General features: G+C 74.5%; 19 protein-coding genes and 1 riboswitch. Of the genes, 9 read left to right on the top strand and 10 right to left on the bottom strand.

Annotated elements, in window-relative coordinates; translation table 11 throughout:
* Positions 1–6: 6 nt before the first annotated feature.
* From ACQ5SO_RS16470 to ACQ5SO_RS16480, 3 genes are all read left to right on the top strand, one after another.
* Positions 7–426, top strand: coding sequence for a Rap1a/Tai family immunity protein (locus ACQ5SO_RS16470; protein WP_430942720.1), 420 nt, complete (start codon positions 7–9; stop codon positions 424–426).
* 392 nt (positions 427–818) lie between these two features.
* Positions 819–1,736, top strand: coding sequence for a sulfite exporter TauE/SafE family protein (locus tag ACQ5SO_RS16475; RefSeq protein ID WP_430942721.1), 918 nt, complete (start codon positions 819–821; stop codon positions 1,734–1,736).
* Positions 1,733–2,701 (top strand): TIGR02186 family protein, encoded by a 969-nt coding sequence (locus ACQ5SO_RS16480; RefSeq protein ID WP_430942722.1) that lies wholly within the window; start codon positions 1,733–1,735, stop codon positions 2,699–2,701. Before ACQ5SO_RS16475 ends, ACQ5SO_RS16480 begins: the two co-directional genes overlap by 4 nt.
* 84 nt (positions 2,702–2,785) lie before the next feature.
* Here ACQ5SO_RS16480 and ACQ5SO_RS16485 read toward each other — a convergent pair whose 3' ends face one another.
* Entirely contained in the window at positions 2,786–3,493 is a 708-nt protein-coding gene (locus ACQ5SO_RS16485; RefSeq protein WP_430942723.1) for a glutathione S-transferase N-terminal domain-containing protein, read from the bottom strand.
* A 252-nt stretch (positions 3,494–3,745) separates the two neighbouring features.
* Entirely contained in the window at positions 3,746–5,053 is a 1,308-nt protein-coding gene (locus ACQ5SO_RS16490) for a hypothetical protein (RefSeq protein ID WP_430942724.1), read from the bottom strand.
* Positions 5,054–5,236: 183 nt separating this feature from the next.
* A riboswitch (SAM riboswitch) is annotated at positions 5,237–5,313 on the top strand.
* Between the two features lie 75 nt (positions 5,314–5,388).
* Here ACQ5SO_RS16490 and metZ point away from each other — a divergent pair.
* Positions 5,389–6,588, top strand: a complete 1,200-nt coding sequence (gene metZ / locus ACQ5SO_RS16495; RefSeq protein ID WP_430942725.1) for an O-succinylhomoserine sulfhydrylase — start codon at positions 5,389–5,391, stop codon at positions 6,586–6,588.
* A 110-nt stretch (positions 6,589–6,698) separates the two neighbouring features.
* Here the strand turns inward: metZ and ACQ5SO_RS16500 are convergent, their stop codons facing one another.
* Positions 6,699–7,034: a hypothetical protein gene (locus ACQ5SO_RS16500; protein WP_430942726.1), complete on the bottom strand. Its 336-nt coding sequence runs from the start codon at positions 7,032–7,034 to the stop codon at positions 6,699–6,701.
* Between the two features lie 265 nt (positions 7,035–7,299).
* Between ACQ5SO_RS16500 and folE the strand changes: the two genes are divergently transcribed.
* From folE to ACQ5SO_RS16525, 5 genes are all read left to right on the top strand, one after another.
* On the top strand, positions 7,300–7,923 hold the full coding sequence (gene folE, locus ACQ5SO_RS16505) for a GTP cyclohydrolase I FolE (RefSeq protein ID WP_430942727.1): 624 nt from the start codon (positions 7,300–7,302) through the stop codon (positions 7,921–7,923).
* 226 nt (positions 7,924–8,149) lie between these two features.
* Positions 8,150–9,028: a dihydropteroate synthase gene (folP, locus tag ACQ5SO_RS16510; RefSeq protein ID WP_430942728.1), complete on the top strand. Its 879-nt coding sequence runs from the start codon at positions 8,150–8,152 to the stop codon at positions 9,026–9,028.
* 47 nt (positions 9,029–9,075) lie between these two features.
* Positions 9,076–9,561 (top strand): dihydroneopterin aldolase, encoded by a 486-nt coding sequence (folB, locus tag ACQ5SO_RS16515; RefSeq protein WP_430942729.1) that lies wholly within the window; start codon positions 9,076–9,078, stop codon positions 9,559–9,561.
* A complete protein-coding gene (folK, locus tag ACQ5SO_RS16520) occupies positions 9,558–10,073 on the top strand; it encodes a 2-amino-4-hydroxy-6-hydroxymethyldihydropteridine diphosphokinase (RefSeq protein ID WP_430942730.1) in 516 nt (171 codons plus the stop codon). The genes folB and folK overlap by 4 nt, the downstream gene beginning before the upstream one ends.
* Before the next feature lie 207 nt (positions 10,074–10,280).
* Positions 10,281–11,732, top strand: a complete 1,452-nt coding sequence (locus ACQ5SO_RS16525; protein WP_430942731.1) for a TrkH family potassium uptake protein — start codon at positions 10,281–10,283, stop codon at positions 11,730–11,732.
* Positions 11,733–11,748: 16 nt separating this feature from the next.
* Here ACQ5SO_RS16525 and ACQ5SO_RS16530 read toward each other — a convergent pair whose 3' ends face one another.
* From ACQ5SO_RS16530 to ACQ5SO_RS16560, 7 genes are all read right to left on the bottom strand, one after another.
* On the bottom strand, positions 11,749–12,852 hold the full coding sequence (locus ACQ5SO_RS16530; RefSeq protein WP_430942732.1) for a lipocalin-like domain-containing protein: 1,104 nt from the start codon (positions 12,850–12,852) through the stop codon (positions 11,749–11,751).
* Complete coding sequence (locus ACQ5SO_RS16535) at positions 12,852–15,389, bottom strand: FtsX-like permease family protein (RefSeq protein ID WP_430942733.1); 2,538 nt, start codon at positions 15,387–15,389, stop codon at positions 12,852–12,854. Before ACQ5SO_RS16535 ends, ACQ5SO_RS16530 begins: the two co-directional genes overlap by 1 nt.
* Positions 15,386–16,072 carry an ABC transporter ATP-binding protein gene (locus ACQ5SO_RS16540; protein ID WP_430942734.1) on the bottom strand — a complete coding sequence of 229 codons (687 nt, stop codon included), beginning with the start codon at positions 16,070–16,072 and terminating at the stop codon, positions 15,386–15,388. The genes ACQ5SO_RS16535 and ACQ5SO_RS16540 overlap by 4 nt, the downstream gene beginning before the upstream one ends.
* 44 nt (positions 16,073–16,116) lie before the next feature.
* The gene (locus tag ACQ5SO_RS16545) at positions 16,117–16,512 is read right to left on the bottom strand and encodes a DUF2177 family protein (protein WP_430942735.1); all 396 of its coding nucleotides are present in this window, start codon (positions 16,510–16,512) and stop codon (positions 16,117–16,119) included.
* 249 nt (positions 16,513–16,761) lie between these two features.
* On the bottom strand, positions 16,762–17,577 hold the full coding sequence (locus ACQ5SO_RS16550) for a metallophosphoesterase (RefSeq protein ID WP_430942736.1): 816 nt from the start codon (positions 17,575–17,577) through the stop codon (positions 16,762–16,764).
* A 277-nt stretch (positions 17,578–17,854) separates the two neighbouring features.
* On the bottom strand, positions 17,855–19,024 hold the full coding sequence (locus tag ACQ5SO_RS16555) for an ABC transporter permease (protein WP_430942737.1): 1,170 nt from the start codon (positions 19,022–19,024) through the stop codon (positions 17,855–17,857).
* A complete protein-coding gene (locus ACQ5SO_RS16560; RefSeq protein ID WP_430942738.1) occupies positions 19,021–20,043 on the bottom strand; it encodes an ABC transporter permease in 1,023 nt (340 codons plus the stop codon). The genes ACQ5SO_RS16555 and ACQ5SO_RS16560 overlap by 4 nt, the downstream gene beginning before the upstream one ends.
* Between the last annotated feature and the right edge of the window lie 221 nt (positions 20,044–20,264).

Consider the following 20,264-nt stretch of genomic DNA (forward strand, 5'->3'; position numbering starts at 1 on the left):
ATTACCATGAGAAACAGTTTTCTCGGGGCGATGCTGGTCTGCCTCGCGCCCATGCTCGCGCCCGTCCACGCGCAGGCGGGCCCGCTGCGGGGCGCGGACCTCTTCGACGCCTGCAAGCCCGGCGCCTCGCCGGTCGAGTCGGCCAGTTGCGACGCCTATATCCTCGGCGCGATCGAGGGGATCGGCTTCGGCGGCCTGATCCTGCTCTATCGCGGCGGCGCGGTGAAGGAAGGCGAGGATGCCGGGGCCGTGCTGCGCCAGGCGGTCGGGTTCTGCACCCCCGATGGCGTCACCCAGGAAGGGACCCGCCAGCTGGTGATCGACTACCTCGCCGCGAACTCCGACGCCCATGGCGAAGAGGCGCGGGTGCTGGTCTGGAAGGCGCTGGTCGACAGCTATCCCTGCCTGGGGCAGGACGGGGACTGATCCGGGCCGGGCGGGCGCCGGTCCGGCCGGGTCCGCCGGCGCGGCGCGATCGGCGCGCCGCGGCTGGGCCTGCGCCCCCGCGGCGCTGTCCCGCCCGCCTTGCCGGTTGCCTCGCCCGCCCGCGGCGGCGAGAATGCCCGCAGGGGCCAGGCCGCCCGCGGCGGCCCTCCGCCGCCCCGCGCGCCCGCCCCTGCGCCGCCGCCCCGACCGCTGCGCAAGGCGGGGGCGCAGCGCGGCCCTGCGCGCTTGATTGATCGCTCAATCAACAGGCGTCTTGACACCGCCCCCCCGCCGGGCCGAGTCTGGGACGGCCCCGCCGGACCTGCCGGCGACGGGCCGCCCCGGCGCCGCCGCCCGCGCGGCGCGCCGGGCCCTGCGCATCACGAGGGCCCATGCAGATCTACCTGCCCATCGCCGAGGTGTCGGTGAACGCGTTTCTCCTCCTCGGGCTGGGCGGGGTGATCGGGTTGTTATCCGGCCTGTTCGGCGTGGGCGGCGGCTTCCTGATGACGCCCTTGCTGATCTTCATCGGCATTCCCCACGCGGTCGCGGTGGCGACGGGGGCGACGCAGATCGTCGGCTCCTCGGCCTCGGGGGTGCTGGCGCACCTGAGGCGCAAGACCGTGGACATCCCGATGGGGCTGGTGCTGCTGGCGGGGGGCGTGCTGGGCTCGTTCCTCGGGGTGCAGCTGTTCTCGATCCTCAGCGCCATGGGGCAGGTGGAGCTGATGGTCAGCCTCGCCTACGTGCTGTTCCTCGGGGTCATCGGCGCGCTGATGTTCATCGAGAGCCTCGCGGCCCTGCGCCGGGCGCGCTCGGGGCGGATGCCGCGGCGCAAGCGCAAGCGGCACAACTGGGTGCACGGGCTGCCGCTGCGGATGCGGTTCCGGGCCTCGAACCTCTATATCTCGGCGATCCCGCCCTTCGGCGTGGGGCTGATGGTGGGCGTGCTGGCGGCGATCATGGGCGTGGGCGGCGGCTTCGTGATGGTGCCGGCGATGATCTACATCCTCGGGATGCCGACCGCGGTGGTGGTCGGCACCTCGCTGTTCCAGATCCTGTTCGTCACCGCCGTCACCACCATGCTGCACGCGACCGAGAACTACACCGTGGACGTCGCCCTCGCGGTCCTGCTGCTGATCGGCGGCGTGATCGGGGCGCAGTTCGGCGCCCGCCTCGGGATGCGGCTGAAGGCCGAGCAGATGCGCTTCGCCCTCGCCGCGCTGGTGCTGCTGGTCTGCCTGAAGCTGGCCTGGGACCTGGTGGCCACGCCCGAGGAGCTTTATTCCATCGCCAGGAGCGGGGCATGAGGGCGCCGGCGGCGGGGCTCGCCGCGATCCTGGTGGCGCTGGCCGGCGCGGGCGCGGCGCAGGACGGCGAAGGCGCCGGGGCGGAGGCGCGCAAGGCGCTGGACGCCGCCGCCGGGGCGCTGGAGGCGCCGCTCGACGCCGCGCGCGACGCGGCCGGGGCCGCGGCGGACGCGGCGCGCGAGGCGCTGCCCCTCGCCCAGCCCCCCGGCGTCGCGGCGCAGGAGGCGGAGGCGCAGGCCGACCCGCTGGATGCCGAGGGCGCCGGGCGCAGCATCGTCGCCGCCCTGTCGCAGAACCGCGTCTCGATCACCGCGGATTTCTCCGGCTCGCAGATCTTCGTCTTCGGCGCCGTCAAGCGCACGGCGCCCTCGGACGAGCCGCTGCAGGTGATCGTCACCATCGCCGGCCCCTCGGCCCCCGAACTGGTGCGGCGCAAGGACCGGGTGGCGGGCGTCTGGGCCAATACCGACGAGGTGCTGATCGACGAGGCCCCGAGCTTCTACGCCGTCGCCTCCTCGCACCCGGTGGAGGAGATCCTGAGCTTCCGCGAGGACCTCAAGCACCGGATCGGCATCAACCAGCTGGTCAGCCTGCTGTACCTGCCCGAGGGCGTGGCGGAGCCCGAGAGCTTCCGCGAGGCGGTGATCCGCATCCGCCGGAACGAGGGGCTTTACGTGGAGCTTCCGCGCGCGGTGGAGGTGGTGGAGGACACGCTGTTCGCGGTCGACGTGAACCTGCCCGCCAACCTGGTCGAGGGCGATTACCGCGCCCGGGTGTTCCTGCTCGGCGAGCAGGAGGTGCAGGACGTGTTCGAGACCGACATCGCCGTGCGCAAGGTGGGGCTGGAGCGGTGGCTCTATGCGCTGAGCCGCGAGAGCCCGGCGGCCTACGGCCTGCTGTCGATCTTCATCGCGCTGACCGCGGGCTGGGGCGCGTCCGAGGTGTTCCGGCTGATGCGCCGCTGAGGGGGGTGCGGACGGGGCCGCGAATGGGGCGGGGGGCATCCCCCGGCCCCCTTTCGCCGCGGCCCTTCACCCTTGCGCGCCTTGTCAGCGCGCCTTCTGGCCGAACAGCACCTTCTGCGCCTCCTTGTCCTGGTCGGCGCCCTTGCGCAGCTCCTTGTGCAGGGCCCGGCCCTTCTGCACCGCCGGGCGCGCATAGACGCGGTCGAGCCAGGCCGCCATGTGCGGGAACTGGCCGAGGTCCTGCTCCTGCCGCGCCCAGAGGCAGGCCCAGGGCCAGATCGCCATGTCGGCGATGGAATAGTCCCCGGCCACGAATTCCCGGTCCGCCAGCCGCTTGTCGAGCACGCCGTAGAGGCGGTTCACCTCGCCCCGGTAGCGGTCCTTGGCATAGGGAATGTCGTTCGACGGCTCCATCGCCGGGGCGTAGTGCAGGAAGTGATGCGCCTGTCCGGCCATGGGGCCGAGGCCGCCCATCTGCCACATCAGCCACTGGTCGACCTCGATCCGCGCGCGCTCGGTCGCGCCGCAGAAGCGCCCGGTCTTGCGGGCGAGATATTGCAGGATCGCCCCGGATTCGAAGAGCGAGACCGGTTCGCCGTCCGGGCCCTCCGGGTCGGTGATCGCGGGCATCCGGTTGTTGGGCGAGATCGCGAGGAAGGCGGGCTCGAACTGCTCGCCCCGGCCGATATTCACCAGCTTCGTCTCGTAGGGCAGCCCGAACTCCTCGAGCGCGATGGAGATCTTCCAGCCGTTCGGCGTGGGCCAGTAATAGAGCGTGATGGGCGCCTGCATGGGGACCTCCGGCGGCGATTGCGGGAGGCGGCAGGGTGGACCGGCGCGGGCGGCCGGGCAAGGGGCGGCGGCCTCGCGCGGCGGTGAGGGGGAGGCGAGGAGGGCGTGGCGGCCGGGCTTGGGGGGCGCAAGGCCCCCGCGCCGCCCGGCCGCGCCGCGCCGGGCAGGCGGCGCGCAGGGGGGCGGGCCGGGGCGCGGGGCGCGGCAGGCCCGGCGGCGACCTGCGCCCGGGGCCGCGCCCCGGGCCGCGCCTCAGGCGGTGGCGTCGCCCCAGTCCTCCTCGGCCCCCGTCGCGTCCCCGGCCGGGCGGCGGCGCGCGGCGGCGGCATAGGCGGCCCAGCGGGGGGCGACCGTTTCCGGCGCCCCCGCGCGGCGCAGCGCCTCGGGCGCCCAGGCCGCGCCGCCGCGCAGCATCGCGGCCCAGAGCGCCAGCGCCCCCGGCCGCTCGTAGAACCCCCAGTGGCACAGCAGCCGCGGCGCGGGGCCGAGCGCGTGGCCGCGGGCGGCCAGCCAGGCCTCCTGCGCCGGACCGTCGAGCTGCAGGTCGATCCAGTCCGCCCGCCGCTCGCCCAGCCCGGCGCGGCCCAGCGCGGCGCGGGCGCCGCCGCGCCCGGCGGGGGCGGCGGCCTCGAACAACAGGTCGAACAGGTCGTTCCGGCGGGAGATGACGTTGATCACCTCGGGGCCGCCGCCCTGTCCGGCGGGACGGGGCGGGGGCATCAGCCGCCGGGCCTCCTCGGCATGGACCGCGGCGCCGAGCAGGATCGCCCGCCCGGCCCCCGGGGCGCGCAGCGCGTGCAGCGCCACCCGCGCGCCCAGCGAATGGGCGAGCAGGTTGACCCGCAGGTCGGGGCGGGCGTCGTGCACCGCCTCGATCAGCGCGCCGAGCTGCGCCCCCGCGCCCTCGGCCCGCCGCCAGGCCCGCGCGAAGCCAAGGTCGGGCGCCGCGCGCAGGGCGGCCCCGGCGAGGTGGCGCAGCCCCGCGCGCAGGCCCCCGGGCCGGTCCGGCGCCGCGGGGCCGGGGGGAAAAATGCGCCCCGCCGGATCGGCGGGGCGCGGGGGGGCGCAACGGGGATGCTCGGCGGTGGGAAGGCCCGTGTCGGGAAGGCCCGTGTGGGGGCGTCCCGTGTCGGGGAGTCCCGGATCGGGAAGGCCCAGGTCGGGGCGGTCCATGTCGCGAAGGCCCACGTCGGGAAGTCCCGGCGCGGCGGGGGCGCCGCGCCCGCGCGCGTCCCAGCCGAAGGCGATGCACAGCCCCGCGCGGGGGTCCGCCGCCCCGTGGCCCAGCCCCGCGGGCCAGCCGCGCGGGTCGGCGGGGTGGAACAGGCCGGCATGGGGATCGTTGTCGGGGGAGTCGGGGTCGAAGCGGAACCCGTGCACCAGCGCCGTGACCGGGGCGCCGCGCGGCAGCTCCGCCAGCGCCCGCGCCACGCCCTCGGCCGCGTCGGCGCCGTGCAGCTCCGGGCCGGGGCAGGCCGCCCGCGCGCCGCCCGCGCCCCCGGCGCAGGATGCGCGCAGGGCCAGGCCGCCGGGTCTCGCCGTCACGTGGATCATGGTCATGGACCACGCACCCCCTGGGATCAGGCGCGGCCCCCGGCTGTCCGAGAACCGCTGCTACGACGCTCGAATGCCTGCATTTGACGACAGACTGGTTTCAACAAGGTGAAAATTCGACGGATATCCCGCCAAAACCCTGTGAAACCCCGGGAATCTCCCGTTGACGGGGATCGCGCGCGGGCCTAGACCCGCGGCCGTGGCGATTTGTGACCGGATTGCGGGCCACGGTAAACATGCCGCTAAAAGGTCGGGTCGACGGGCAGGCGCCCGGTTCCTTCCCGATCTCACGGTCGGGACCAGAGCCGAGGAGCGGGGGCGCGCCCCCCGATATGAACCCGATGACCGATTCCAACGACCGCACGCTCAGCCCCCGGACCCAGATGGTGCATGGCGGCGTCGACCGCTCGCAGTTCGGCGAGGTGTCCGAGGCGCTGTTCCTCACCCAGGGCTTCGTCTACCCGGACGCCGAGACCGCCAAGGCGCGCTTCACCGGCGAGATCCCGGGCTATATCTACGCCCGCTACGGCAACCCCACCGTGGGCATGTTCGAAAAGCGCATGGCGCTGCTGGAGGGGGCCGAGGACGGCTTCGCCTGCGCCTCGGGGATGGCCGCCGTCCACGCGGCGCTGATCTGCCAGCTGAAGGCCGGGGATCACTTGGTGGCCTCGAAGGCGCTGTTCGGGTCGTGCCTCTATATCGTCGAGACCCTGCTGCCGCGCTTCGGGGTCGAGACCACGCTGGTCGACGGCCCGAACCTCGATGAATGGCGCGCCGCGATCCGCCCGAACACGAAGGCGGCCTTCATCGAGAGCCCCTCGAACCCGACGCTGGAGCTGATCGACGTCGCCGCGGTGGCCGAGATCGTGCATTCCGTCGGCGCGCGGCTGGTGATCGACAACGTCTTCGCCACGCCCCTGTTCCAGAAGCCGCTTGAGCTGGGCGCGGACGTGGTCGTCTACTCCACCACCAAGCACGTGGACGGGCAGGGGCGCTGCCTCGGCGGCATCGTGCTCGGGAGCCAGGAGTTCATCCGCGGCGAGCTGGAGCCCTACATCAAGCACGCCGGGGCCGCGCTGTCGCCGTTCAACGCCTGGGTGATGCTCAAGGGGCTCGAGACGCTGCACCTGCGGGTCGAGGCGCAGGCCCGCGCCGCCGCGCAGGTGGCCGACGCCGCCGCCGCGCATGGCGCCGCGGTGAAGGTCCTCTATCCGGGGCGCGAGGATCACCCCCAGCACGACCTGGCGAAGAAGCAGATGTCCGGCTTCGGCACCGTCGTCGCCATCGAGGTCGCGGGCGGCGAAGAGGGGGCGTTCCGCTTCCTCAACGCGCTCGAGGTGGTGAAGATCTCCAACAATCTCGGCGACGCGAAATCGCTGGTCACCCACCCCTCGACCACCACCCACCAGCGGCTGAGCGAAGAGCAGCGGCTGGAGCTGGGGATCGCCCCCGGCCTGGTGCGCCTGTCGCTGGGGCTGGAAGCGCCCGAGGACCTGGTGGCCGACGTGCTGCGCGGGCTCGACGCCGCCGCGGCGGGCTGAGGACTGGCGGGGTGGGCGGCACGCCCGCCCTGCGCGATGAGCGACGCGACCGGCGCGGGGCGGCCCGCGCCGGTCGGTTCGTTTTGCGGGTCTGAGCGGGGGCGGCGGCCTCAGCGGCTCGGGCGCATGCCCTGGAGGCGGCCCTGGGCGCGGATCTGCAGCGCGACCTGCTGTTCGGGCGAGGCGGCGAAGGCCGGGCCCGCCGCGCCCGGTTCGGGCAGGATCGCGATCAGCGGCGCGACGCCCAGCGCGATGGCGGCGGCGGCCGCCGCCGCCGCCGGCCCCGTGCGCCGCAGCCGCGCTGGGCGGGACAGGGGCCGCGCCGCGCGGACGAGATCGGCGCGCAGGCCCGGATCGGCGGCGGCGCCGGGACCGGCGACGGCGCGGCGCCGGGCCTGCAGGCGCGGATCGGACGGGGCGGTGTGGAGGCGGACGGCGCGGGGCATCGCGTGGGTCCTTCGGGGCCTTGCGCCGCCGGCGGGGCCTGCCGGGGTCGCATGGAGCGCGCGGGGCGGCGCGGACCGACATGGACAAGCGTCGGCTTCGTCTTACCTCGCCACCATCGCCCGGGCGGCGTGACGCGAACGTGATTCGCCCCGGCGCCCCCTGCGCGTGATCCGTTCCGGCGGCGCGCGCGTACCAAGCCCAGAACGCCAAGCCAGAACGACACGTCCTGACCGCAGCCGTCGCCCCACCGACAGGAGAGCCCCCATGAACCACCCCGCGCCCGGCTTCGCCCCCGCACATCTCGCCGACCGCCCGAGCCGGGAGGAGGCCGAGGCCGCCGTCCGCACGCTCCTGTCCTGGGCCGGGGACGACCCGGACCGCGAGGGGCTGCTCGACACCCCCGCCCGCGTCGCCCGCGCCTGGGGCGAGTGGTTCAAGGGCTATGCCGAGGACCCCGAGGCGCTGCTCGCCCGCACCTTCGAGGAGGTCGAGGGCTATGACGAGATGGTGCTTCTGCGCGACATCCGCTTCGAGAGCCATTGCGAGCATCACCTCGCCCCGATCATCGGCAAGGCGCATGTCGCCTACCTTCCGACGGACCGGGTGGTCGGCATCTCCAAGCTCGCCCGCGTGGTCGAGGCCTATGGCAAGCGGCTGCAGGTGCAGGAGAAGATGACCGCCCAGATCGCCGCCGCCATCGAGGGCGCGCTGCGCCCGCGCGGCGTGGCGGTGTGCCTCGAGGGCGAGCATCACTGCATGTCGACCCGGGGCGTGCACAAGCACGGCGTGTCGATGGTCACCACCAAGATGACCGGCGCCTTCGCCGAGGACCGCGCCCTGCGGCGCGAGTTCATGGACCTGGTCGGGAACCCCGTCTCGCGCGGGTGATCCCGGCCGGGGGTCGCGGCGCCCCCGCCCCACGGGGGGCCGCGGCTTTCCCCCTTGCGCGCCCTCCTCTCCCGGCGCGCGTGCGGCCGCTCGGGGGCGCGGGCCCCCCTCTCGCGGCCGCGGGCGGCTGCGCCGCCGGGCCCGGGGCCGGGCGTGTCGCCCAAGGCCCCCGGGGCGCCGTTCCGTGTCTGGCGCCGGGCGGGGCGGGCCGGTACAACCCGCGCCCATGCACGATCCGACTCCCCTCTGCGTCCCCGACGGCGCCTCCCTTCTGCACCGGCCCGACCGGCCGCTGCTGATGGCGGTGCTCAACGTCACGCCGGACAGCTTCTCGGATGGCGGGCGCTACATCACCCCGGAAGCGGCGCTGGCGCAGGGGCGCAGGCTGGCGGCCGAGGGGGCCGACATCCTCGACATCGGCGGCGAATCCACCCGCCCCGGGGCCGAGCCCGTCCCCGAGGCCGAGGAGATCGCCCGCGTGGTCCCGGTGATCCGCGCGCTGGCCGCCGAGCTTTCGATCCCGATCAGCATCGACACCTTCAAGGCCGCGACCGCCGAGGCGGCGCTGGAGGCGGGCGCGCGCATCGTCAACGATGTCTGGGGTTTCCAGCGCGAGACGCGCATCGCCGAGGTCGCCGCCCGCGCGGGCGCCCACGCGGTGCTGATGCACAACCGCCCCCATGACGCGCCCCCCTGCGGCGACATCGAGGACGAGATCCGCGCCTTCCTGTCCCGCAGCCTCGAGATCGCCGAGGCCGCGGGCGTGCCGCGGTCGCGCCTCGCGCTCGACCCCGGCGTGGGCTTCGGCAAGAGCATGGCGCAGAACGCCGCCCTCTGCGCCGACCCGGGCTTCCTGCGGCGCGCATTCGGCCTGCCGGTGCTGATCGGCGCCTCGCGCAAGCGGCTGATCGCATCGCTGATCGGGGATGCCGGGAAGGACCGGGACGCGGGGACCCTCGCGCTCCATGCCATCGCGGCGATGGAGGGGGCGGACGTGATCCGCGCCCATGACGCCGCCGCCCATGCCGACGCCATGCGCGTCGCCGCCGGGCTGCGCGCCGCCCGCGCCGCGGGCATCGGCGCCGCCCCCGGTTCCGCCCCCTGACCCCTGACCTCGCCCAGACCCTTCGCGCCGTTTCGGGAGACACGCGCATGAACACCTTCTCCGACCCGCAGGCCTTCGCCGCCGCGGATTCCGGCGCCCCGGCCCATGCGGCCCCGCGCGCCCGCGACCGGGTGGCGATCCACGGGCTGCGCCTCTTCGCCCGCCACGGCGTGCACGAGGAGGAGGCGCGGCTCGGCCAGCGCTTCTCGCTCGACCTCGTGGCGCATCTCGACACCCGCCCGGCGGGGCGCTCCGACGCGTTGGAGCAGGCGGTGGATTACGGCGCCATGGTCGCCGTGGCCGAGGCCGCCTTCGCCGAGCGCAAGGCGCTGATCGAGGCGGCGGCGGAGGGCGTGGCGATGGCGCTCTTGCGCGCCTTCCCGGCGCTGGCGGCGGTGGAGGTCGCGGTGCGCAAGCCCGCCGCGCCGGTCGAGGCGATCTTCGAGCATGCCGAGGTGCGCATCCTGCGCGTCCGGCAGGACCTGGCGGAGTTCGAGGGCCTCGGCCCCGACAACGCGGGAGAGAGCGCATGACCCTGCACCGCGCGGCCATCGGCATCGGCGGCAATATCGGCGAGCGGCAGGCGGCCCTCGCGGGCGCGCTGGCGGGGCTGGAAGGGGCCGAGGGCCTGCGCCTGCTCGCCGCCTCCTCGGCCTGGGAGACGCCGCCCTGGGGCGACACCGACCAGGCCCCGTTCCTCAACGCCTGCGCGCTGGTGGAGACGACGCTGGCCCCGCGGGCGCTGCTCGAGACCCTGCTGGGGATCGAGGCGGCCCTCGGGCGGGCGCGCGACAAGGCGCGCCGCTGGGGGCCGCGGCTGATCGATCTCGACCTTCTGTGGCACGGCGCCGGGGCGGTGAATGAGCCGGGGCTGGAGCTGCCGCACCCGCGGATGCTGGACCGGGCCTTCGTGCTGGTCCCGCTGGCCGAGATCGCGCCGGGGCTGGAGATCGGCGGGCGCAGCATCGCGGACTGGGCCGAGGCGGCGGATCGGGACGGGATGACCTGCCTCGGGCCCGCGCCGGTTCCGGCGGCGCTGGGGTGAGTGGCGGGGGCTGCCGCCCGGCGTCGCAGTGCGCCGGCCCCCGCCCAGGGGGGCGGCGCCCCCCTGGGACCCCCCGACGCGCGTCTGTTGCGCCCGCGGCGGGCGTGGCGCGTCGGGGGCGCCGAGGGATCGGCCGCGCCGCCTGCGGCCCCAAGCGCGCCCGCGCGGCGTTGACAGGCGCCGCGCCGCAGCGGACAGTCTCGACAAATGATCGACCTGCGCCCCCCCTTCTACGTGATCGGCCTGCTGACCGTGCTCCTGGGCGCGTCGATGATCATGCCGCTCACCCTCGATTTCATCGACGACGACCCCAACTGGCGCGCCTTCGCGCTGTCGGCCTTCATCACCATCCTCTCGGGCGCGGCGATGGCGCTGACCTGCAAGACGCGCGCGGGGCAGGGCCTCACGCTCCAGCAGACCTTCATCCTCACCGTCTTCTCCTGGGCCCTGCTGCCGGTCTTCGGCGCGCTGCCCTTCATGCTCGGCGCCCCCGGCGCCTCGGCCGCCGACGCGTATTTCGAGGCGATGTCGGGCCTGACCACCACCGGGTCGACCGTGTTCACCGGCCTCGACGCGCTGCCGCCGGCGGTGAACCTGTGGCGGGCCGAGCTGCAATGGATGGGCGGGCTCGGCATCGTCGTCGTCGCCCTCGGCTTCCTGCCGGCGATGCAGGTCGGCGGCATGCAGATCTTCCGCTCCGAGTCCTTCGAGACCTTCGGCAAGGTGCTGCCGCGGGCGGGCGAGATCGCGGCCTCGATCTCCTGGCTCTACGCCGCGCTGACGGCGCTGACCGCGGCCGCCTACGCCGCGGCGGGGCAGAGCGCTTACGACTCGGTGGTCCACGCCTTCACCACCATCTCCACCGGCGGTTTCGCGACCTCGGACGAAAGCTTCGGCGATCTCGGCGCAGCCTCGGAATACGTGGCCGTGGTGGGCATGACGGTGGCGAGCCTGCCCTTCGTGCGGCTGATCCAGCTCGCCTCGGGCGAGGCCGAGCCGATCTGGCGCGACAAGCAGGTGCGCGCCTTCCTCGCGATCATGGCGACGATCACCCTTGTGATCACGTTCTGGATCATGTCCATGGGCGTGATCACGGATCCCGAGCTGGCCTTCCGCAAGGCGCTGTTCAACGCCACCTCGGTGCTGACCGGCTGCGGCTACGCCTCGGCCGATTACAACGCCTGGGGGCCGTTCCCCGCGGCGATCATCTTCATCGCGGGCATGATCGGCGGCTGCGCGGGCTCGACCTGCTGCTCGGTGAAGGTGTTCCGCTACCAGATCGTGTTCGCGGCGATCGCGGCGCATATCCGGCGCATCCACTCGCCCCACGGGGTGTTCCGCCCGCGCTATGAAGGGCGGGTGGTGGATGACGAGCTGTTCGGCTCGGTCATGTCCTTCATGTTCATGTTCTTCCTGACGCTGGGCTTCGTGGCCGTGGCGCTGGGGATGATGGGCTATGACACGGTGACGGCGGTGTCTGGGGCGGCGACGGCGCTGGCCAATGTCGGCCCCGGTCTCGGGGACATCATCGGGCCGGCGGGCAATTTCGCGCCGCTGTCGGATTCGGCGAAATGGCTGCTCTCGGCCGCGATGCTGGTCGGGCGGCTCGAGCTGGTCTCGGTCTACGTGCTGTTCACGGTGGCCTTCTGGCGCAAGTGACGGGCCATGGGGCGGGTCAGTAGCCCACCAGCTCCATGTAGCCGATGACGCCGCCGGTCCCCTCGACCGGCCCTTCCCAGTAGTCGAACCGGGTCGCCATCAGCGCGTTCGGGTTCAGCGCCTCGACCTCGGTCTCGATCCGCCCATGGACGCTGATGCGCCAGCGCGTCGGGATCTCCCGCCCCTCCACCATCGAGGCCGCCAGGCGGGTCAGCGCGAGATCCCCCGGCCCCAGCGGCTCGGACCGCCCGCCGCGGTGGATCCAGCTGCCCGAGAGGTGGTGGTTCCCCTTCGCGTGCCGCAGCCGGTAGACCATCAGGCAGTCGCCCGATTGCAGGCGGAGCGAGAACCAGTCCCACCCCTCCTGGTCGGCGCTCAGCGGCTGAGAGGACCATTCGCGGTCGAGCCAGGCGCGGCCCGTCACCGGGACCTCCCGCCCCTCCAGCGCCAGCGTGCCGCGGGCGTCGTACCAGGGTTGGGAATAGTAGTGCGAGGCTTGCCCGCCGTCGGATTTGACCGAGAACCCATTGCCGCCATGCAAGGCCAGCGGCCCGTCGGCGGCGAGCGCGAGGTCATAGGCGAAGCCGTCCCCATGGGCCGACAGCCGCAACGCCCCGTCCCGGCCCGCCAGGTCCGGCCCGGTCAGCCGCCAGTCGTCGATCCACGCATCGAAGGGCGGGCCGAGGACCGCGCCCGCCTGGCCGACGCCCCCGCGGGCGATCTTCTCGGCGAAGCGATGCGCGCCGGCCGAGGTCGACGCCGCATGGGCGAGCCACACGTCCGGCGCCTGCCAGCCCGAGGCCGCGCCCGCGCCCGGCGGGGCGATCGCCTGGCGGAACAGGGTCCACTGGATGCCGAACGCCTCGCCATCGGGGCCCGAGAGATTGGCGGTGATGTACCACCACTCGATCCGGAAACCGGGGTGGGGGGCGTGGTCGGCGGGGAAGGTCAGCACCGTGTCGGGGCTGGGCAGAAGGTAGCCCTCGGCGTCCGAGGCGAGCCCCGCATAGCCCTGTGCGAGGGCGCGGCCCGGCAGGGCGGCCGCGGCCAGCAGCGCCAGCGCACGGCGGCGGGAAAGGGCATGGGCGTGGGTGTGGGTGTGGGTTTGTGTGTCGGTCATCATCTCTCCCCCGCGAACCGGGCCAGCAGGCGGGCGGGCGCCATTCGCGCCAGCGCGCGGGCCGAGGGCAGGGCGGCCAGCGCCGCCGCCGCCGCGGCCAGCAGCGCCAGCCGCAGCCAGTCGCCGGGATAGAGGTGCAGCGGCAGCCGCCAGCCGAAGGCCGCCGGGTTCACCACCGCCGCCAGCACCCAGGCCAGCGCCACGCCCAGCGGGATCGCCAGCGCCGCGGTGGCCAGCGCCAGCGCCACGGTCCGCCCCAGCTCCAGCGCCGCGATGCGCCGCCGCGTGACGCCCATGGCCCAGACCGGCGCCGTCAGCGGCAGCCTTGCCGAGGCCAGCGTCGCCAGCGCCGTCAGCAGCGCCGCCCCCGCCACCCCCAGCGTCAGCGCGTCGAGCGCCGCGGTCACGGCGAAGGTCCGCTCGAAGATCCGGCGGCTCTCGGCCTTCACGGCGGCCTGGTCGGCGGCCTCGAACCCCTCGGCCCGCAGCGTGTCCAGCACCGCCGCCGGGTCTTCGGCGGCGATGGCGAAGCGGGAGCGGTCGAGGCCGGGATGGAGGGCCGAGAGGCGCTCGGCCGACAGCCGCAGCTGGCCCTTCGGGTTGCCGTAATCGGCGAACACCGCCACCACGTCGAAGCGCGCGTCTCCGCCCGGCGCCGGGATCGTCACCCGGTCGCCGGGGCCGAGGCCGCTGCGCCGCATGAACTGCTCCGACACCATCGCCCCGGTCCCGTCTTCCAGCCGGTCCCAGGCGCCGCCTTCCGCCCGCAGCAAGGGCCAGGCGGCGCGCATCTGCGGGGCGGCGGACATGCCGTAAAGCTCCACCGGGGCGCCCTCCATGCGGACCTCCGTGCGCCAGTTGGGCAGCAGCGCGCCGCCCGCCTCCTCCGCGATCTCCTCGAGCCGCGCGCGGCCCGCGTCATCCCCGGCCTGCACGTAGATCGGCGCGAAGAGCCGCCCGTCGAGCCAGTCGTGGAACGTGTCCCGGAAGCCCCCGACCATGCCGCCCACGCCGATGGAGCTCGCCAGCGCCAGCAGCAGCGCCATCAGGGCCAGCGACAGGCCCGAGAGCTGCTGGCGCGCATCCGCCCAGGCCCATTGCGCCAGCGGGCGCCGCGCCGCCGCCGCGCCCCGGTCCAGCAGCCACGCAAGGGCCGAGGGCAGCAGCAGCGCCCCGCTCAGCATGATCGCCGCCATCAGCGCGAAGCCCGAGAGCAGCCCCGGCAGCAGCGCCGCCGCCCCGGCCCCCGCCGCGCCGATGGCGATGGCGGCGGCCCGCTGGCGGCGCAGGGTCCGCGACTGCGCCGCCCGCCACGCCTCGGGCCGCGCGGCGGCGAGGGGCGAGAGCCGCGCCGCCCGCGCGATCGCCCCGGCCGAGGCCGCCGCGGCGCCCGCCAGCGTCATCCCCATCCCCGCCGCGGCCCAGGCGGGCGACAGGGACAGCGCGCCCGGCGTGCTCGCCCCATAAAGCCCGCGCAGCGTGGCGGCGACGTCCGGCAGCAGCGCGCCCGCCACCGCGTATCCCGCCGCCAGCCCCAGGGCCCCGGCGAGGACCGCCAGCAGCGCGATCTCCGCCGCCAGCGCCGCGGCCAGCATCCGGGCCGAGACCCCGATGGCGCGCAGCGTGCGCATCAGCGGCAGGCGCTGCTCGAAGGCCAGCCCGATGGCGGAATGGGTGATGAAGAGGCCGACGAGGAAGGCCAGCAGGCCGAAAGCGGCGAGGTTGAGATGGAAGGACCCGGTCAGCGCCGAGAGGTCCGGGCGCTCCGGCGGCGGGCGCAGGACCAGGGCGCGGCCCGCGGCGGCCGAGGCGGCCTCGGCGGAGACGTCGCCGGCGACCAGCAGCCGGTCGATCTCTCCCGCCCGGCCCAGCAGCGCCTGCGCGGCGCCGACATCCACCAGCAGCGCGCCGGGCGCCATGTCGGCCGAGATCGCGGCGGGGGGCAGGGCGCCGCCCGGGATCGGCGCGGCCTCGCCATCCTCCACCCCCAGCGCGGCGGCGGTCTCGGGCGCCAGCAGCGCCGTCCAGGGCGCGCGCAGCCAGCCCGCGGGCGACGCGGCCTCGGTCCCGCCGCCGTCCAGCAGCGCCGCGGGGGTCTCGGCCTCGGGCAAGGAGAGGATGTCGAGGCCGATCACCCGCAGCGGCCCCGCCGCGGTTTCCACCCGCCCCGAGATCATGGGCGAGACCGGCAGCCCCGCGCGGCGCAGCGCGCCGAACAGGGCGTCCGGCAGGGGATCGCCGCGCGGGTCGGCCAGCGCCGGAAGATCGGCGCCCGAGAAGGCCGAGGCGGCGCGCGCGTAGCTGCTGCGCGCCTCGGCGTTCAGCGCCTGCACCCCGGACCAGAGCGCGGTGGCGGCCATCAGCCCAACCAGCAGGGCCAGGAGCTGCCCGGGCCGCCTGCGCCAGTGGCTGAGCAGCGCGCCGAGCGCGGCGCGGAAGGCGGGCCAGGCGGGGGCCTCCGCGGGGGGCGCCGCGGGGGCCTGCCCGGGGGCCTTCGCCGACAGGCCCGCCGGCGCCTCGGGGCGCGCCCCGCTCATGCCGCCGCGCCCGTCTCGTCGCAGAGCCGCCCGCCGCGCAGCTGCGCCCGGCGCCCGAGCCGGGCCGCGAGGGCCGCCGAATGCGTCGCCATCAGCAGCGCGCAGCCCGCGGTCCGCGTCAGCTCGAGCATCAGCTCCATCACCGCGTCGGCCGAGGCCTCGTCGAGATTCCCCGTCGGCTCGTCCGCCAGCAGGAGCGCGGGGCGCGCCGCCAGCGCCCGGCCCACGGCGGCCCGCTGCTGCTGGCCGCCCGACAGTTCCTCGGGCCAGCGCGACAGGAGGGGCGACAGCCCGAGCCGGTCCGCCAGCTCGGCCGTCCAGCCCGGGTCCTCGCGCCCCGCAAGCCGGGCCTGGAAGGCGATGTTGTCGCCCACGCGCAGGGACGGGACCAGGTTGAACTGCTGGAACACCACCCCGATATGGGCCCGGCGCAGCGCGGCGCGGCCCGCGTCGTCGCGCCCGGCCATGTCGGCGCCGCAGACCTCGATCACGCCGCTCTCGGCCGTATCCAGCCCGGCGGCGAGGTGCAGGAGCGTGGATTTCCCGGCCCCGGATTCCCCGGTCAGCGCCATCGTCTCGCCGCCCGAAAGCGACAGGTCCACGCCGTCCAGCACCGGGAGGCGCCCCTGCGGCGTCGGATAGCCATGGCGCAGCGCCTCGAGGCGCAGGACGGGGTCGGTCATGCGGGGGGTCTCCCTGTCCGTGGCTGTCCGTGGGCGGGCGCCGTTCAGGCGGCGCCGAACCGGGCGGCGGCCCTGGCGGCGGCGAAGGCGCCCACGGCGCTCACGAATGCGCCCCAGGCGAGGTCGAGCGCGACCATGCCCCAGGTCCAGCCGGAGATGGTGGCCATGTTGGTCGCCTCGTAGACGCCATAGCACACCAGGCCGAACAGCGCGCCCTGCCGGGCCGCCGCGGCGGGGGCGCGGCCGCTTGCGGCGAAATGGACCACCGCGGCGGGATAGAGCAGGTAGAAGGCGAGGGCGGCGGGCAGCACCGGGTCGTCGCGCAGGATGCCGCCGACGCGGGCCTCCACGAAGGGGCCGATCAGCTGGGTCAGCGCCACGGCGTCGAGGGCCGAAATCACCAGGAAGGCCGCGCCCCAGGTGGCTGCGTATCTGATCATTCTCACCGGTCCTTCCGTTTCGGGCGGTCGTCGGGCCTCCGCCGCGCCGCCGACCGGGCGGCATTCGCCTGCCGCCGTGCTTCGGAACTGATACGCGCGCGGGGGCGCGCCCGGTTCACCCCGCGCCCGCGCGCCCTTGCCGCGCCCCCGCCGCCCCGCGCCGCCGGGTCCCGGGGCGCGCACGGGCGGGCGAGCGGGGGGGGCGCCCCCCCGAGCCCGTCCGTTCCCCGAGTCGCGCTCAGCCCGCGCTCAGCCCGCGGTCGGGTCGAACCAGAAGAACGGCCCCGGCCCGTGATCCACCGGCATGGTGCGCACCCGCAGCCCGAGATCCGCGTCCCAGTCGAAGATCCGCAGCGCCGGCGCCTCGAGCAGGAAGCCCAGCGCCCGGTCCGGCGCCGCGTCATGCGGGATCTGGGGCGAAAGCGGCGGGCAGGCGCCGATCACCGTGCCCGCCAGCGTCCGGTCCACGTCGGCATGGACATGCCCGCAGGCCACCCGCAGCGGCGGCGCGGCCGAGAGGATCGCCTCGGCCCGCGCCGCGCCCTCGAACGGCCAGGCGTCCATGAAGGGCAGGCCCATCGCGCAGGGCGGGTGGTGGCAGAACAGCAGCGACGGTCCCCCGGCGCCCCCCGGACCGGCCAGCGCGCCCTCGAGGAACGCGGCGCCGTCATCGTCGAGCCGCCCGCCGGTGGCGCCCGGAATGATGGTGTCGAGGCCGATGATCCGCAGCCCCTCCGCGTCATGGGTCCAGTCGAGCCGCGCCTCGCCCGCGCCCCCCGCCGCGAAGCCCGCCCCGGGGAAATGCGCGCGCAGCAGCGCGCGCCGGTCATGGTTACCGGGGACCAGCCGCAGGGGCGCGCGCAGCCCCGCCAGGATCGTCGCGGCGCGGGCGGTCGAGGCCGCGTCGCCGCCGTCGCACAGGTCCCCGGTATGCACCACCAGGTCGGCCCCGAGCGTGTTGATCCGGCTCACCGCCCGGGCCAGCGTCGCCGCCGTGTCGACGCGCTGTTTCCACAGCCGCCCCTCGGGGACCACGTGGCTGTCCGTGACCTGGATAATTCGCATTTTTCGAAACTCCGACAGGGAAGGTTCATTTTGTCTTCTTGCGCCGCGGCGGCGCAGGGGGTGTATGTTGGCCCGGTCGGCGCCGCCCGTCGCCTCGCTGGGGGCGTATTTGGGCGGCGCCTTTACGGACGGGCGCGGTGAAGGGCCCCAAGCCTTCGCCGTCGGGGAAAGGGGACAGGTTTTTTGCCGGCCCCCTGTTTCGGCGGAGAACTTCGCGGCGTTCTGACTTGGTCCCGGGCCCTTGCGGTCCGGGATTTTTTTCGTCTTGCCGCCCGCGTCAGGCGTAGGGATCGAGCGCGTCGCGCAGACCGTCCCCGAGGAAGTTGAACGCCAGCACCACCAGGATCACCGGGGCCATCGGCGCCAGCAGCCACGGGTAGATCTCGACCGCCGTCAGGTCGAGCGCGTCGTTGAGCATCAGCCCCCAGCTGACCGCCGGCGGCCGCAGCCCGAGCCCGAGCAGCGACAGCGCGGTCTCGCCAAGGATCATCGCCGGGATCGAAAGGGTGGCCGAGGCGACGAGGTGGCTCATGAAATTGGGCATCATGTGCGCGCCGATGATGCGGCCCGTGGAGGCGCCCATCAGCTCGGCCGCGCGCACGTAGTCTTCCTCGCGCAAGCTCAGGAACTTGGAGCGCACGGCCCGCGCCAGCCCCGGCCAGTCGAGCAGCCCGAGGATGGCCGAGATCATGAAGAACACCGCCACCGGTCCCCAGTTGGGCGGGATCGCGGCCGAGAGCGCGAGCCAGATGGGAAGCTCGGGCATCGACCGCACGATCTCAATGCTGCGCTGGACGATGGCGTCGACCCAGCCGCCGAAATAGCCCGCGAGGCCGCCGACCACCATGCCGATGCCGAAGCTGATGGCGACGCCGATCAGCCCCACGGTCAGCGACAGCTGCGCGCCGTGGATGATGCGGCTGAGGATGTCGCGCCCCAGCCGGTCCGCGCCCCACAGGTGCAGCGACGCGCCCTCGGGCGGGCAGACGAAGCGGAAGCTGGTCTCGATCAGCCCGAACAGGGTGTAGGACGCCCCGCAGGAGGTGAAGAAGCGCACCGGCCGCGGATCCTCCAGGTCCGGCGTGAAGACTGGCTGGAACGTCTCCATGTCGATGGCGCTTTCCAGCGGATAGGTCACCGCGAGATGCCCGGCGGTGAAGAAATCCACGTGCTCGGGCGGCGCGAAGATGGCGTCGGAATTGCGCGCCGCCGGATCGTAGGGCGCCAGCATCCCCGCGAACGGGAGGGCGAGGTACAGCAGCAGCAGGAACAGCCCCGACACCATCGCCAGCTTGTTGCGCCGGAAGCGCCGCCAGATCAGCACCCGGGTCGAGGCGTCGAGGTCCTTGCGGTCCAGCGCCTGCAGGTCCGCGACGCGGTCATAGGGCTCGTCCGAGACGTAATGCGCGTCCGGGTCGGCGGGACCGCCATACTGGCCTTGGGTCATTTGCGCCTCCCCGAAAAGCGGATCCGCGGGTCGAGCACGGCCAGCAGCAGGTCCGAGACCAGCATGCCGACGAGCGTGAGCGCCGAGACGAACAGCAGGATGAACCCCGAGAGGAAGTAGTCCTGCGACCGCAGGGCGGCGAGCAGGATCGGCCCGATGGTCTGAAGCCCCATCACCAGCGAGACGAGGACCGAGCCGGAGACGAGGCTGGGCAGCAGGTTGCCGATATCCGCGACGAACGGGTTCAGCGCCATGCGCAGCGGGTAGCGCACCACCGTGTTGACCGGCCCCACGCCCTTGGCCTGCGCGGTGACGACGTACGGCTTGGAAAGCTCGTCCAGCAGGTTGGCCCGCAGCCGGCGCACCATCGCGGCCATGCCCGAGGTGCCGATGACGATGATCGGCACGATCATGTGGACCAGGATGTCCTGCAGCTTGGCGAAGCTCATCGGCTGGTCCAGGAACTCCTTGCCCATGAGGCCGCCGACCGGCAGCCCGAACCATTGCGCGCCCTTGTGATAGAGGATGAGCGCGAGCAGGAAGTTCGGGGTCGCGAGGCCGATATACCCGACGAAGGTCGCGAGGTAGTCGATCCAGGTGTTCGCCTTCACCGCCGCGATCGCCCCGAGCGGCAGCGCGACGGTGTAGACGAAGAGGATGGCGAAGAAGTTCAGCGCGATGGTCATCCACAGCGCCTCGGCCACGACTTCCGAGACCGGGCGGTCAAGCTCGAACGACCAGCCGAGGTCGCCCTGGATGATCCCCGAGAACCCGTTCGGCCCGGGGTAGAACCCCATCCAGATCAGGTACTGTTTCCACAGCGGCGCATCGAGCGCGTATTGCTGCATCAGGAACTCGGCCTTGGCGACCGAGGCCGCCTCGCCCGACGCATTGAGCGCCGCGATCTGGTTGGACAGGAAGTCCCCGGGGGGCAGGTTCACGATCCAGAACACCAGCGCGCTGACCAGGAGCAGCGTCCAGAGCATGGTGCCCAGTCGTCTGACGATGTAGACGGCCATCCGCGCGCCCGTTCCTTTGCCGTTCTCTGCGCCGCCGCGGCGGGGCCCGTTCCGGGCCGCCGGAGGGCGGTCGGGCCGGGGGCGTCCAGGGACGCCGCGCCGGGCCCGAAGGTTCCGCCGCGCCTTGCGGCGCGCCGTTCAGGGGGCCGGGGGGGGGGGGGGGGGGGGGGGGGGGGGGGGGGGGGGGGGGGGGGGGGGGGGGGGGGGGGGGGGGGGGGGGG

Source organism: Rhodovulum sp. DZ06, assembly GCF_050586345.1.
Taxonomy (GTDB): domain Bacteria; phylum Pseudomonadota; class Alphaproteobacteria; order Rhodobacterales; family Rhodobacteraceae; genus JBOCEF01.

Excerpts from the sequence above, each read along its gene's own strand:
- ACQ5SO_RS16470 (WP_430942720.1), top strand. The coding sequence starts at position 7 with ATGAGAAACAGTTTTCTCGGGGCGATGCTGGTCTGCCTCGCGCCCATG.
- ACQ5SO_RS16475 (WP_430942721.1), top strand. The coding sequence starts at position 819 with ATGCAGATCTACCTGCCCATCGCCGAGGTGTCGGTGAACGCGTTTCTC.
- ACQ5SO_RS16480 (WP_430942722.1), top strand. The coding sequence starts at position 1,733 with ATGAGGGCGCCGGCGGCGGGGCTCGCCGCGATCCTGGTGGCGCTGGCC.
- ACQ5SO_RS16485 (WP_430942723.1), bottom strand. The coding sequence starts at position 3,493 with ATGCAGGCGCCCATCACGCTCTATTACTGGCCCACGCCGAACGGCTGG.
- ACQ5SO_RS16490 (WP_430942724.1), bottom strand. The coding sequence starts at position 5,053 with ATGACCATGATCCACGTGACGGCGAGACCCGGCGGCCTGGCCCTGCGC.
- metZ (WP_430942725.1), top strand. The coding sequence starts at position 5,389 with ATGACCGATTCCAACGACCGCACGCTCAGCCCCCGGACCCAGATGGTG.
- ACQ5SO_RS16500 (WP_430942726.1), bottom strand. The coding sequence starts at position 7,034 with ATGCCCCGCGCCGTCCGCCTCCACACCGCCCCGTCCGATCCGCGCCTG.
- folE (WP_430942727.1), top strand. The coding sequence starts at position 7,300 with ATGAACCACCCCGCGCCCGGCTTCGCCCCCGCACATCTCGCCGACCGC.
- folP (WP_430942728.1), top strand. The coding sequence starts at position 8,150 with ATGCACGATCCGACTCCCCTCTGCGTCCCCGACGGCGCCTCCCTTCTG.
- folB (WP_430942729.1), top strand. The coding sequence starts at position 9,076 with ATGAACACCTTCTCCGACCCGCAGGCCTTCGCCGCCGCGGATTCCGGC.
- folK (WP_430942730.1), top strand. The coding sequence starts at position 9,558 with ATGACCCTGCACCGCGCGGCCATCGGCATCGGCGGCAATATCGGCGAG.
- ACQ5SO_RS16525 (WP_430942731.1), top strand. The coding sequence starts at position 10,281 with ATGATCGACCTGCGCCCCCCCTTCTACGTGATCGGCCTGCTGACCGTG.
- ACQ5SO_RS16530 (WP_430942732.1), bottom strand. The coding sequence starts at position 12,852 with ATGACCGACACACAAACCCACACCCACACCCACGCCCATGCCCTTTCC.
- ACQ5SO_RS16535 (WP_430942733.1), bottom strand. The coding sequence starts at position 15,389 with ATGAGCGGGGCGCGCCCCGAGGCGCCGGCGGGCCTGTCGGCGAAGGCC.
- ACQ5SO_RS16540 (WP_430942734.1), bottom strand. The coding sequence starts at position 16,072 with ATGACCGACCCCGTCCTGCGCCTCGAGGCGCTGCGCCATGGCTATCCG.
- ACQ5SO_RS16545 (WP_430942735.1), bottom strand. The coding sequence starts at position 16,512 with ATGATCAGATACGCAGCCACCTGGGGCGCGGCCTTCCTGGTGATTTCG.
- ACQ5SO_RS16550 (WP_430942736.1), bottom strand. The coding sequence starts at position 17,577 with ATGCGAATTATCCAGGTCACGGACAGCCACGTGGTCCCCGAGGGGCGG.
- ACQ5SO_RS16555 (WP_430942737.1), bottom strand. The coding sequence starts at position 19,024 with ATGACCCAAGGCCAGTATGGCGGTCCCGCCGACCCGGACGCGCATTAC.
- ACQ5SO_RS16560 (WP_430942738.1), bottom strand. The coding sequence starts at position 20,043 with ATGGCCGTCTACATCGTCAGACGACTGGGCACCATGCTCTGGACGCTG.